The sequence below is a fragment of the Saccharothrix luteola genome (assembly GCF_020859565.1).
Taxonomy (GTDB): Bacteria; Actinomycetota; Actinomycetes; order Mycobacteriales; family Pseudonocardiaceae; genus Actinosynnema; species Actinosynnema luteola.
This window is the reverse complement of sequence record NZ_JAJHUO010000014.1, coordinates 184737-197846: the sequence shown is the minus strand read 5'-3', so window position 1 is coordinate 197846 and position 13110 is coordinate 184737. Positions and strand designations below refer to the sequence as shown.

At 71.0% G+C, this 13110-nt stretch carries 9 protein-coding genes; 8 read left to right on the top strand and 1 reads right to left on the bottom strand.

All coding sequences use genetic code 11. The features are described from left to right. Positions 1 to 164: 164 nt before the first annotated feature. Together LNK82_RS20850 and LNK82_RS20845 are read left to right on the top strand one after the other, a co-directional pair. A complete protein-coding gene (locus tag LNK82_RS20850; RefSeq protein ID WP_230568702.1) occupies positions 165 to 665 on the top strand; it encodes a SigE family RNA polymerase sigma factor in 501 nt (166 codons plus the stop codon). Further along, positions 665 to 1576 (top strand): hypothetical protein, encoded by a 912-nt coding sequence (locus LNK82_RS20845; protein WP_230568701.1) that lies wholly within the window; start codon positions 665 to 667, stop codon positions 1574 to 1576. Before LNK82_RS20850 ends, LNK82_RS20845 begins: the two co-directional genes overlap by 1 nt. Here the strand turns inward: LNK82_RS20845 and LNK82_RS20840 are convergent. Then, on the bottom strand, positions 1573 to 2511 hold the full coding sequence (locus LNK82_RS20840; protein ID WP_230568700.1) for a serine hydrolase domain-containing protein: 939 nt from the start codon (positions 2509 to 2511) through the stop codon (positions 1573 to 1575). The genes LNK82_RS20845 and LNK82_RS20840 overlap by 4 nt on opposite strands. Positions 2512 to 2787: 276 nt before the next feature. On the opposite strand from LNK82_RS20840, the gene LNK82_RS20835 reads away from it, so the two are divergent. The 6 genes from LNK82_RS20835 (at position 2788) to LNK82_RS47805 (ending at position 13024) form a co-directional block, all read left to right on the top strand. Next, on the top strand, positions 2788 to 3450 hold the full coding sequence (locus tag LNK82_RS20835) for a hypothetical protein (RefSeq protein ID WP_230568699.1): 663 nt from the start codon (positions 2788 to 2790) through the stop codon (positions 3448 to 3450). A gap of 609 nt (positions 3451 to 4059) precedes the next feature. After that, positions 4060 to 5304 carry an MFS transporter gene (locus LNK82_RS20830; RefSeq protein WP_230568698.1) on the top strand — a complete coding sequence of 415 codons (1245 nt, stop codon included), beginning with the start codon at positions 4060 to 4062 and terminating at the stop codon, positions 5302 to 5304. A 5-nt stretch (positions 5305 to 5309) separates the two neighbouring features. After that, the gene (locus LNK82_RS20825; RefSeq protein WP_230568697.1) at positions 5310 to 7049 is read left to right on the top strand and encodes a S9 family peptidase; all 1740 of its coding nucleotides are present in this window, start codon (positions 5310 to 5312) and stop codon (positions 7047 to 7049) included. A 259-nt stretch (positions 7050 to 7308) separates the two neighbouring features. Further along, positions 7309 to 9207, top strand: coding sequence for a RiPP maturation radical SAM C-methyltransferase (locus tag LNK82_RS20820; protein WP_230568696.1), 1899 nt, complete (start codon positions 7309 to 7311; stop codon positions 9205 to 9207). After that, positions 9204 to 9875: a DUF5825 family protein gene (locus LNK82_RS20815; protein ID WP_230568695.1), complete on the top strand. Its 672-nt coding sequence runs from the start codon at positions 9204 to 9206 to the stop codon at positions 9873 to 9875. The genes LNK82_RS20820 and LNK82_RS20815 overlap by 4 nt, the downstream gene beginning before the upstream one ends. Positions 9876 to 10054: 179 nt before the next feature. Continuing rightward, positions 10055 to 13024: a P-loop NTPase fold protein gene (locus LNK82_RS47805; protein WP_230568694.1), complete on the top strand. Its 2970-nt coding sequence runs from the start codon at positions 10055 to 10057 to the stop codon at positions 13022 to 13024. Positions 13025 to 13110: the final 86 nt, after the last annotated feature.

Below are 13110 nucleotides of genomic sequence, written 5' to 3'. Positions count from 1 at the left end.
AGCCTAACCGCACTGATAACCGTTATCAACAGTGACCTGGATCATGGGACGACGAACGCGCCGGCCCACGAACGGGTTCACGATCATTTCCATCACCGGGCAACCTCGCGGCGCACAGGGTGCGTTCCTGCTTGTGTAGAGGCACGACACAGGAGGTCATCGAGGTGAAACGGTCCGAGGAGAACGCGTACCGCGAGTACGTGACGGCTCGGTTGGAGCCCTTGCGGCGCACCGCGTACCTCCTGTGCCGGGACTGGCACACGGCGGACGACCTCGTGTCGATCACCATCAGCAAGCTGTACCGGCACTGGCCGAGGGTCGGCGCGACGGCCGGCATCGACGCGTACGTCCGCAAGGCGCTGCTGCGCACCTGGCTGGACGAGAAGCGGAGGCCGTGGCGTCGCGAGCAGTCCGTGGAGGAGCTGCCGGAACTGCCGACGACGGCCGAGTTCGCCGTCGTCAACCGGGCCCAGCTGCTCGACCTGCTCGACGGTCTCCCGCCGAGGCGGCGGGCCGCCGTCGTCCTGCGCCTCTACCTCGACCTCTCGGTGGAGGAGACCGCCGAGATCCTCGGCTGTTCGGTGGGCACCGTGAAGAGCCAGACCGCGCGAGGTCTCGACACGTTGCGCACCAGCGCCGCGCAGGCGACCAGGGAGGGGTACTGATGGACAAGCAACTGTTCGACGACGCGATCGGGGAGGTGCCGCCGTCCACGGTCGACGTGGACGCGGTCATCGCCCGCGGCCGCCGCGCGGTCCGGCTTCGCCGGGTGGCGAACCCGGCGGTCGCCGCCGGAGTGGCCGTCGTGGTGCTGACCGGCGCCGTCGCGTACACGCTGACCAGCGGCGACGGCGGGGGCGCGCCGATCGGCGGGTCGCCGGGCACCACGTCCGCAATGTCGCCGTCCTCGACCACGCAGCACCAGCCGGCCGAATCCAAGGTGTCCACGTCGTCGGTCGACATCGTGGATGACAAGGTGCCACCGCCCCCGTGCGGGGGCAGGCTGGAGCCCGCGGCCGAAGCCGCCGCGCGGCTGACCCTGGCGACGACCGACGCGGTCAAGGCACAACGGCCGGACCTGAAGCTGTCGGCCAACCCCGCGGGCGACTACCCCGCGGGCACGCCACACGGGCCGCTCGACTACTACCAGGTGAACCCGACGGATCCGGGTGTCGAGCTGTCCATCTGCGACACCGACGCCACCTTCGAGGCGTCGGCGACCACGACCACGGCGGACGGGAGCGGGAACATCTTCGTCCTCATGGCGCCGACCTGGCACGACGGCCTGGGCCCCGTGTGTTCCTATCCCGGCCTCGGGACCCGGACGTCCTGCGTGGCGGAGACCGGCCCCCGGGGTGAGGAGATCGTCAAGCAGACGGCGGACATGGGAGGCGGCATCACCATGAACCAGGTGCTGGTCCACCGCGAGGACGGCACGCGGATCCTCGTGCAGGCCGAGAACATCGACACCTCCGGCAAGATCGGTGGCGCGCCGACCGCGTCGAAGCCGCCGCTGACCCTCGACCAGCTGGTCGAGATCGGCGTCGACCCGGCACTGACGATGTTCCCGGGCTAGTCCCCCGCAGCAGAAACTCGATGGCCTTCTTCCTCGGTCAGCTGCTCGAGCAGCGCGAAACCGTGCCGGTCCACCGAGATCGCGGTCGCGGAGAGGACGACCACCGCGGTGCCCGCCGCGCGGTCCAGGCCCAGCCAGCTGCGGAAGCCCCCGGTGCCGCCGTTGTGCCACGTGATCGCACGGCCGTTGCGCTCGAGCGTGATCCACGCCGCGCCGATGCGCACCACCCGGCCGGTGAAGTCCTCGACGGGTTCCAAGGCGGCGGTGCCGGGCGCGGAGCCGTCGAGGAGCGCGGCGGCGAGGCGGGCCATGTCGCCGATGCGCGCGCGGATGCCCCCGGCCGGCCCCAGCGCTTCACCGGTCCACGGCTGACGCTTGCGGCCCCACCTGGTGGTGCCGTTGAGCGCGGCCGGTCGCAGGTCGGCCGGGGTGGCGGGCGCGTAGCACACCTCCAAGCCGAGAGGGGTGGCGACCCGGTCGCGGAGCAGGTCCTGGAACGTCGTGCCGGCGGCGCTCCCCAGGGCGTGGCCCAGGAGTTGGAAGCCCAGGTTGGAGTAGCGGGGGCGGGGTGGGCCGGGGCGCACGCCACGTGCCTGGGTGAGCAACTCATCGAGCGTTTCGCCGTACGGGTTCGCGCCGTGCAGCCACAGCGCCAGCGACCTGCGCAGCAGCGAGGCCGAGGCGGGCAGGCTCGGCAGGCCCGAGTGGTGGGTGGTGATGGAGGACAGCGTCACGCCCGCCACCGGGGTGCCGTCCAGCGGCAGCAGGTCGCCCAGCGTGGTGGACGGCCCGATCTCGCCGCGTTCCCGCGCGTCGGTGTAGAGCAGGCCGGTGATCCCCTTGGAGATCGAGCCGATCTCGAAGTCGGCGTCGTCGGGCGCGCCCACGCTCGCCACCGAGGTCCCGGCGGGCGAGACCGTGGCGACGGCGGCCACCGGGTGCCGAGGCCCCAGGCGCGCGACCGATCTCTCCGCAAGCGTTGCACCTGACAAGACCCACACCCCTTGGACTTCTTCGACACGGCGACGGGCAAACCGTAGTCGGCGTGCCCGTGATCGACAGTGCCCCTTCGGCTACCGGTGGCCCGACTTTGGTATGAGCCGGCCGTGATCCGACGGCGACCCGTGATGGCCGGTGGCCGGGCGGCAGCGTTTGACGAGTCGCCGGAACGGGGATCCGTGTGCTCGCGGGAGGAGTGCTGGGAGGCGCCGGTGGACGAGGGGGTTCGGCGGGCGCGTGACGAGGTGGTCAACATGGTCGCGCTGCGCCCGGTGGCGACGTCGATCGGCCGCGGGGCGCTGCCGCGCGGACTCCTCCGGCGCGACCTGGGGTTGTCGGTGGCGTCGGGTGTGTTGGATCTCCTGGCCGCGGCGGCGGTGGTCGCCGTGGGCCCGGACGCGTGGTTCACCACCGCCGCCGGTGTCGGGTTGGGCGTGGCCGGCGCGAACGCGATCATCGAGGCCTTCCAGGAGTGGCGCCGGCGCACGGCAGAGGTCGCACGCATCCGCGAGTACGGCGCGGACGAGGTCGACACCCTGACGGACCTGCGCGCCGACGTCCCGACGCCCTTGTGGGGCAAGGTGGTTCGGGTGCTGTACGACCTGCTCTTGCTCACCGTGGTGACGACGGTCCTGGTCTGGTCGGCCGGGGCGCACGCTCGGGTGACCGTGGCGGCCGCCCTGGTCTGCTGCCTCATCGCCGCCGTGCTGGAGCACCGGTACGCCCGCCGCCGGGAGCGGTGGAGGGCGGACTTCCTCCGCGGGGAAGACGTCGCCCTGCCACCCCTGCCGGACGGCTGGCGCATTCTCGTGCCGCGCCGACCGGACGAACCCGGCGCTGTCGCGGGTACGGGAAAGCCTGCCGAAGGCGCCTGAAAGTCGGTCTTCGGGCCCAGGCGCTCGCGGAGCGATTCGGTTCAGTAATGCCACGAGGAATGCTCGGCCGCCGATGGGGAACTGCGGACGGGCATTGCCCGGTCGACGTTGCAGGACGGTGATCCGGCGCCGTGGCGTCCTTAGGCAAAACGGATCAGCACGGCCGGCCATCTGCCGTGTCGATCAACGTCACGGCGGACGGCAGCCGTCCGTGAGTGGGCGACGCCTCTTGGGTTTGTACGTCCTCTACCTGCATGGATGGGCTTCTCGGAAGACACAGGGTCGCTGGGTCACCGCGGTTGCGCAATACCGAACGAAGGCCATTGCTTCGGACTTCCGCGCGGGTTGCGTCCGTTGGAGTTGTCCATGGTCCGTACGCCAGCGGAATTGCTCTGCCGGGGTGCATGACGGGTCTTGGTCGGGCGTGTATAAATTCCGGGGAAGCATCCGCTGCCACTGGTGAAACAGGGGTTGTCGACGCGATATCAGGCTTGCCTCGGTCTCGTTATCCCCGAAAAGGGCGGTCCTGAACCCGTTCGTCGAACCGACCGTGCGCCGTTCGTCGCACGGATTTGATTTCGCAATTCCGGAAGACGGGAGAACCACGGGATGTCGGTGGTCGGGACCAGCGTGCGCGGACACCGGGACTTCCGGCTGTTCTGGCTCGGTGGCGCGGCTGCCCTGCTCGGCTCGCACGCCTCGGCGCTGGTGCTGCCGGTGCTGGTCCTGCTGCTCGGCGGCTCGCCGCTGACGGCGGGCGTGCTGGGGACGGTGGTCGGGTTGGCCGAGGTGCTGGTCTCGCCGGCGGCGGGCGTCTACGCCGACCGCGTGCCACGCCGGCCGATGATGGTGATCTCCGCCCTGGTCGCGGCCTGCGCGGCGACGGTGATCGCGCTCGTGGTGCTCACGGGTCGGGCGTCGTTGCCGGTGCTGTTCGCCGCCGCGGTCGTGGAAGGCGTGGCCACCGCCTGCTACGCGGCCGCCGCGTCGGGCGCCATCCGCGCGATCCTCCCGACGGACGACCCGGCGGGCGCGCTCGGCGCCTTGCAGGCCAGGGAGAAGGCCGCCAAGCTCGCCGGACCGGGCATCGGCGGTGGCCTGTACCAGGTCGCGCCTTGGGCGCCCTTCCTCGTCCACGCCTTCGCCTACGCGGTCACCGCCCTGTGCGCGGGCCTGCTCAGCTCGGACCTGCGACCGGCGCGGACGGAGGAACACAAGTCCTCCTTCCTGCGCGACTTCGCCGACGGCGTGCGGTTCCTGTGGGCCGAACCGTTCCTGCGGTTCATGGTCACGTGGGCCGCGAGCGTCAACCTGGTGCTGGGCGCGCTGTACTTCCACGTCATCCTCGTCGCGCGCCTGCACGGCGCGTCCGCCGCCACGATCGGCCTGCTGCTCACCGCGGCGGGGGTGGCGGGCCTGTGCGGGGCGCTGGTCGCGCCCTTCTTCCTGCGCCGCTTCGCGCCGACCCGCCTGGTCCTGGTCGTCTCGTGGCTGGTCGTCGTCGTCGCGTTCCTGTTCACGACCACTCCGCCGCCGCTGGTGATGGGAGTCCTGCTGGCCGCTGTGTCGGCCCTCACCCCCGCGCTGAGCATCGCGTTCCAGAGCAAGGCGATCACCAGCACCCCGGACGGGATGCAGGGCCGGGTCGGGACCGCGCTGGGCGTCGTCGGCGAGGGCACGGGCGCGGTGGCGCCCCTCGCCGCGGGCGTGCTCGTCGCCGCGCTCGCCCCGGCCTTCGTCGCCGTGGTGCTCGGGGCGGCGCTGGTGGCGATCGCGCTCTACACGACCGCGACCGTGCGGTCCCTGGCGGCGCCGTCCGGGGCCGACCGCACCCCCGAGCCGGTAGAGGAGTGACCGCCGTGCAGATCGACGTGCAGGTGTTCTTCCCGGAGGTGCCCGCCTTCGCCGAGTTCGCGCCCGACCGCGCGGTCTACATCGGTGACGTGGACGGCCGGTGCGAGGTGTTCGCCCGGTCCGCCGCGGGCGCGCGTCAGGTCACCGACCGACCGCAGGGCACCATCACCTGCGCGATCGACCCGACCGGCGCCCGGGTGTGGTGGTTCGACGACGACCTCGGAGGGGTGGGCCGCTGGCGGATCACCCCGTTCGGCGGCGGGGACTCCGAGGACGCCGGGTTGCCGCCCGGACGCGCGGCCGGGCTCGCCATGTCCGCCGACGGCACTGCCGCCGTCGGCGTCGGCCACGACGGCCTCTCGGTCTACCGGAGGAGCCCGGACGGCCGGGTGGACCACGTCGGCGACTTCGACGGCCACACCACGCTCGTCGACCTGTCCCACTCCGGCCGCCTGGCCGTGCTCGCCCGCGACCCCGAGGACCCGGTGCCCGCGGTGGTGCTGGACCTGGCCACGGGCGAACGGCTGCCGCTGCGGCTGCCGGGACGAGTCCTGTGGGTCTCGGGGTTCGCCCCGGTCGAAGGCCCGGAACGGCTGCTGCTGACCGCCGCGGACGACACCGCCTACCGCCTGGCCGAGTGGACCCCGGACGGCGGCGTCCGCGAGCTGCGCTGGTTCGACTCCGACACCGAGATCGCGCCGACCTGGTACCCCGACGGCAGGCGGGTCCTGGTGCGCCGGGACCGGCACGCCCGGTCCGAACTGCGCGAACTCGACCTGGAGCGGCGGACCGACGCGCCCGTGCCGACGCCGCGCGGGAGCATCCTGGCCGCCCAGGTGCAGCCCGACGGCGACCTGCACTACGTGTGGACCGACGCGACGCACCCGCCGCACCTGCGCACCGCGTCGGGCCGGTGGTCGCTCGGCGGCCGGCGGAACGCGACCGTGGCGGGCGTGACGAGCGAGGTGTGGGTCGACACCCCGGCAGGACCCGTGCACGCGCTGCTCACCGCGCCGGACTCACCCGGACCGCACCCCACCGTGTTCCTGCTGCACGGTGGCCCGCACACCGCCGCCCGCGACGCCTACGACGCCCTGGTCTCGGTCTTCACGGGCATCGGCTGCACCGTGGTCAGGCCGAACTACCGCGGCTCGACGGGCTACGGACCGGCCTGGCGCAACGACTTCTCCGACGGCCCCGGTCACACGCAGCTCCTCGACCTCGCCGCCGTGCGCGAGCACCTCGTCGCCGCGGGCGTGGCAGACGAGGACCGCACGGCGGTGGTGGGCACGTCGTGGGGCGGCTACCTCGCCCTGCTCGCCGCGGGCGTCCAGCCGGAGCTGTGGCGTGCGGTCGCGGCGGTCAACCCGATCGCGGACTACGTCGCCGCCTACCGCGGCGCCACACCCGCCGTGCGGGCCCTCGACCGCCGCATCTTCGGCGGGGACCCCGACCAGCGGCCCGCCGCGTACGCCGCGGCGTCCCCGATGTCCCACGTCGCCTCCGTGCGGGCGCCGGTGCTGATCCTGGCGGGCACCGAGGACGACCGCTGCCCACCGGACCAGGTCGCCGCCTACGTCGCGGCGCTGGAGGCGCACGGCGTCGAGCACGAGCTCCAGTGGGCCCCTTCCGGCCACGAAGGCCGCACCGGCGCGGTCCACCGCCAGATCATCGGCTCCGTCGTGAGCTTCGTCGCGACGGCGCTCGGGGGACGGGAGATCGCCGCCCCCGCCAAGACGGGATGAACGAGGGCCCCGGCACCGGGCCGGACCCGTCCGCCCCGACCACAGGAGGGAGGTGACCACATGCGCAAGCGCGTCATCAAGAACGACCCGATCAGCGGCAACCGCGACCAGAGCCGCGGTGTCGAGGTGAGCGTGTCCGTCAAGGTCAGCTTCTGACGTCACGCCACCCAGGTGGCAGAGGCGGGCGGTACCCGATCGCCCGCCTCCCACCCCCCGGATCCGGACACCACAGACGCGAGCACGACGAAAGCGAGCCGCAGTGCGAATCGTTCTGGTCAACATGCCGTGGGCGCTGATAGACGTGCCCTCGCTGGCGCTGGGCATCCTCAGCTCGGCGGTGCGCCGCGAGGTCCCCGGTACCTCGGTCGAGGTCGTGCACGCCAACCTGGACTACGTGGACTGGATCGCCGAGCGCAGGTCGTTCACCGTCCGCGACTACTACTTCTACTCGCTCGACACCTACTTCCAGGGCGTCGGGGACTGGGTGTTCACCTCGGCGCTCTACGACGACCCGCACTGGCGCGAGGCCGAGCTGGACGAGCTGGTGCCGATGCCGGACGAGCAGCGCGCGATGTCCTTGGAGCTGCACGAGACCGCGCCGGAGTTCGTCGCGGAGACCGCTCGGCGCATCGCCGAGAGCAAACCCGACCTGGTCGGGTTCACCTCCACGTTCCAGCAGAACGTGCCCGCGCTCGCGGTGGCCAAGGAGCTCAAGCGGATCCTGCCGCACGTCCGCGTGGCCATGGGCGGGGCGAACTGCGACGGCGTGCAGGGCGAGGCGATCCACCGCAACTTCCCGTTCGTCGACTACGTGCTGCGCGGTGAGGGCGAGGTCTCCTTCCCCGCCCTCGTCAAGGCGATGCACGACGGCGCCCCGCCCGCCGAGGTGCCCGGCCTGTGCTGGCGGGACGACGACGGCGCCGCGGTGGTCAACCCCATGGTGACCACGCCGCTGGCGCCCGCGCAGATCGTGGCGCCCGAGTACGACGGCTACTTCGAGCGCCTCGACGCGTCGGTGGTGCGCGACTGGCTGGACCCGAAGCTGGTCGTGGAAGGCGCGCGCGGCTGCTGGTGGGGCGAGAAGCACCACTGCACCTTCTGCGGGCTCAACGGGTCGTTCATGCAGTTCCGCAGCAAGAGCCCGGAGGTCTTCTGGGACGAGATCGTCGAGCTGGTGCGCAAGCACCAGGTGCTGGACATGTTCGTCGTGGACAACATCCTGGACATGAACTACGTGCGCACCCTGCTGCCCACGATCATCGAGTCCGGCTACGACCTGCGCATGCAGTACGAGATCAAGTCGAACATGAACCGCGGCCAGCTCTCCACGCTCGCCGCGGCCGGGCTGGTCAACGTGCAGCCCGGCGTCGAGAACCTCAACAGCCGGGTCCTCAAGATCATGGACAAGGGCGTGACGGGCTGCCACAACGTGCGGATGCTGCGCGACGCGGCGTCGGAGGGCCTGTCCATCGCGTGGAACTACCTCTACGGCTTCCCGGGCGAGACCGAGGACGACTACCTGCCGGTGATCGAGCAGATGCCGGCCCTGCACCACCTGCCGCCGGTGGAGGGCGTCGCGCGGATCGTCATCGAGCGGTTCAGCCCGTACTTCAACCGCCCGGAACTCGGGTTCGCCAACCTGGGGCCCGGCACGCAGTACGCGATGAACTACGACCTCCCGCACAGCGAGCTGATGGACCTGGCCTACCTGTTCACCTCCGACTCGCTCGGCGTGGGCGAGGACATCGGCGACCGGTTGCGCGACGCGGCCGACCGGTGGCAGCGCGAGTTCCCCACCAGCAGGCTCAGCCACACCGACCTCGGCGACCGGATCCTGCTCGTCAGCCGCCGCGCGGACTTCGACTGGACCAGCCGGTGGCTGGACGACCCGTGGGAGGTCGCGCTGTTCCGCCTGCTCGACCAACCGCACGCGCCGGGCGCGCTGTCGCGCAAGCTCGCCGCGGCGGGGCTGGACGCCGACCCGGGCCGGATCGCCGACGTCCTGACGGAGTGGCTGCGGCTCGGGGTGCTGTTCACCGAGTGCGACACGTACGTGCACGTGGCGCCGATCGCCCGCAACCAGGACCTGATGAGACTGCCCCGGCCCGACTCCGAACCGGAGCACACCCGGCCCGACATCGAGGAGGTGCCCGCGTGACCGCCGCCGTCCAGGCCTTCGAGCACCGACCCGCCCCCGTCCCGCTGCTGCTCTGGCGCGACCACGACGACGCCGTCCTGCACCTGCCGGAGCTGGCGATGGGGGAGCAGCCCGCCTCGGGCGACCCGCAGGCCACGGCCGCGGACCTGTACGCGAGGGGCGTCCGCAAGGTCTCCGTCGGCAGCCCGGTGGACCTCTCCGGCGGGATGGACGCCAGGACCCTGGTGTGGCTCATGGTCTTCCTGCGCGAGCTGACCAGTTGGAGCGTCGCCTACGACTGGACCATGATCTCCGGCAAGAACCAGGACGTGTGGACGCGCCTGAACCACTTCCACCCGCCGCGCGCCATGCCGGACCACCCCGACGCCGACGCGGTCCTGGAGCAGTGGCGGAGCACGTACTACCTGTGCAAGTGCATCCACCGGCACGGTCCGGGCTTCCTGGAGGTCAGGGACCGCCGGGCGGGTGACCTGTCGCGCTTCGTCATCGACGATCCCGACTACCTCGCCGCGGTGGAAACCCTGATGCCGGGTGCGCGGTCGGACTCGATACCCCCGGACGTCCTCGCCCACCTCATCGACGAGGGTCTTGTCGGCACCGTGGACGCCTTCGCCTGGTGGCTGCCCTACCGCGTCCGCCGCTGGCCCTGGCCGTCGATGATCGTCTGAACCCGTCACCGCTTCACGGGCGGCGGTGTTCGGCGCGAGCCCGGCGTCCGGGACGACCGGGCTCCTCCGCCCACTCATGATCCGCAGATGTGCGGAAAGCGGGAAGGGTGTTCAGCAGCCCTTATGCTCAGCGCGGCGGAGGTTCGGACTCCGGGTTGCAGAGGTAAAGGGTGGCGTCGGTGGCAGCGGAGCAGTCCTCGTTCACGACCTGTCCCGTCTGCCTCGACACATTCGTCTGGGACGACAGTGCGCAATGGTACTGGGGCGACGACGGCCATGCCCGTGTCCGAAACGACGAGGTGCCCGTCGACCACCGCTACGTGCGCTGTCCGAACCCTTCTGCTGATGCGCCGGAGCACTACCTTCCGGTGGGTTACGCGGATTATGGCCCTCCCGTCGTGATCGGGCTGGTCGGTGTCCCGATGGCAGGGAAGTCGACGCTGCTCGCGGCACAGGTTCACCAGGTGCTCGCGGGCGGTCTCCGGGACTTCGGCCTCACGGTCGAACCATTCGATACCCCGCGGTTGAGAAGCTTCCGGGACCGCAACGTGATTCCGTACTCGCAGGGGCAGGTCCTGGTGCCGGCAGGCACCGGCCATTCGATGCGTTCTTACGACTTCTCCTTGCTGGTCACGCGCCGCGACGGTCAGCAGAGGCTGCTGGTCTTCTTCGACCCGCAGGGCGAGGATCTCGAATCGGAGCACGACGGCGGGTCGCGCTTCCTGCGCGCGGTGAGTGGGCTGATGGTTCTCGAATCGGCTGACACGGCTGTTCCGGCAGTGTCCGACGACAGGTTCACCGACCCGAGTGGCTGGGCCTGGTCGGCGCGCTTGCCCGATCGCGCAGTCCCGTGGGCGGTGGTGGTGACCAACGCCGATCGCCTTCGCTACCTCCCCGAGGTCTCGAAGTGGCTGCGCTTCCCCAGGCCTTCGGGGCCGCTGTCGGCCGACGCGATGAACGACGAGAGTCGAGAGGTCGCACGCCTGATGCTGCGGGCAGGGCTTCGGCACCCGCGGCTCCAGCGGAGCGGGCCCACCACCTTCCACGTGATCTCGGCGTACGGCACGGCACCGCGACGGGGTGGGACCGATCACAACCTCCGGTTTCCCCGAGTGGCGCCTGCTCGTGTGTTGCAGCCACTGGTCGCGCTCCTGGCGATGACCGGGGTACTCCCTGACGAGGACTCGCGGCGGGTCGGCCTCACCGGCCAAGACCTGGCAGCGTTGGCCGCGGAGGATCTGGCGCCCTTGCCCGATCCGACGTCGAGCGAACTCGAGGCGATGGCCCCGGTGCCGCATTCCGCGGTGGCCAGCGATGCCGCCGACACCGTGGACCGGCTCGGCATGGGCGCCGATGTCGTCACGGTCGCGACCCTGCTGGCGGCGAAGAGCACGGCGCTGCCGGTTTCGCTCGCACTGCTCGGGGAGTGGGGAACGGGCAAGTCCAGTTTCATGATCCAAGTCGCCGACCACGTCACGGCGCTCACGGAGGCGTCGAGCAGTGCGCCGCGGGAAAGCGCCTACGTGGCCAACGTGCGGCAGGTCCGGTTCAACGCCTGGCACTACAGCGACGATCACCTGTGGACAGGGTTGGTCGAGCACATGTTCCGCGAGTTGTCGGCGGATGCTCCGCGCGGGGAAGAGCCGCGCTCAGGCGTGGAGAGTCGGCTGCGTGAAGCCGTGGAGGCGCGCGCGGAGATCGCTGAACAACTCGAGTCGGTCGCCCGGGTGGAAGTCGGTGGGTGGCTGGGTTGGCTTCGCCGGCCCTTCCGAGCGTTCCGCGTCCTCAGCGCGACCAGACGAAGCGTGTGGAGGGAAGCGAAGACGAGCCGTGATCTGTGGCCGGGCCTCGTGTTGCTGACGCTCGCCGCAGGAGCGGTGCTCGCCGGAGTCCGCTTCGGCTCGACGGCGATCGGCGTGGTCGGCGGTGTCGTAGCCGCCGTGGCGGGAATCCTCGCACCTGTGGTGAGCGTCAAGCGCAAGGCCGCCGCTTTTGTCGATGAAGCCCACACAGCCCTGGTCGATCGCAGCCGTGAGGCCGATGAGCGCGTGCAGCAGTTGGAGGACGAACTCCTCGCCGCCGACCCGGCGAGGCGGCTCGGCGTGCTCCTGCACGACATCGGCACAGCCGACCGGTACCAGGACTTCCGTGGACTGGTGGGCCGTATCCACCGCGACCTGCTCCAGGTCGACCACAGCCTCATCGAGGCCCGGGACGAGTGGGAACGAGTGCGAACCAACGTTCCGCCACCTTTGCAGCGGGTGGTCCTCTACGTCGACGACCTCGACCGCTGCACGCCGGGCAGGGTCGTGGAGGTGCTCCAAGCGGTCAGCCTGCTGTTGAGCATGCGCCTGTTCGCAGTCGTGGTGGCCGTCGACCCGCCGTGGCTGCTACGGGCACTGGAAGAGCACTACGGCCCGGCCCTGCTCACCGCGGACGCGATGGGCGAGCCCGGACAGCGCCGCGCCTTGGACTACCTCGACAAGATCTTCCACCTGACCTATGCGCTCGCGCCGCCCGACCCGGGCCAAGCCGAGGCCTACCTCCGGGATCTCCTTCCCGATATTCCTCCACCCCTCGGCCTCTTCGACGAGACAGGACCACCGGTCACCGATCCCGTCAGCAGCACTGCGCCCGACACCGTCGAGAGACCGACCGACTCCGTCGGGACACAGCGACCGCCGAGTCGTCGGCCCTCTGGCCGGCCGTCGGCCAGCCTTTCCGACCTGTCCAGCCAGACACTCACGCTCACGACCGCGGAACACACGTTCCTCCCCACGCTGCACCCGCTGCTGCCCACGCCGCGCGCGATCAAGAAGTTCGCCAACCTCTACCGCCTGCTGCGCATCACGGTCCACGAGGAACTGGCCGGCTTTCTCGGTGACGACGAGGAACAGCCTTTCAAGGCGGCGGCGGTCCTGCTGGCCGTCGTGGTCGGCACACCGTCCATCGCACGGGACCTCCTCGTCGGGGTGGCCACGAACACCGACCAGGACGACATCCTCAAGGTGGCCGAGGAGCTGAAGATGATCGGCCTCACCGCGTGGCTGCCGACTTCCGACGCACCCCGGACCACCGCGGCCTATCGACGCTGGGCCCCGACCATCGCCCGATTCGGCATCGAGACGTACCGGTTGCTCCGTCGTTGACCAACCTGAGCAGATCGTCCGGGACGGTCCACGGCTGCGACTCACCCGCCTCACGACCGGAACGATCCACATTGGACATGCTGGAC

Bases quoted from the DNA above. Each gene is read 5' to 3' on its own strand.
- LNK82_RS20845 (WP_230568701.1), top strand. From the start codon at position 665: ATGGACAAGCAACTGTTCGACGACGCGATCGGGGAGGTGCCGCCGTCC.
- LNK82_RS20830 (WP_230568698.1), top strand. From the start codon at position 4,060: ATGTCGGTGGTCGGGACCAGCGTGCGCGGACACCGGGACTTCCGGCTG.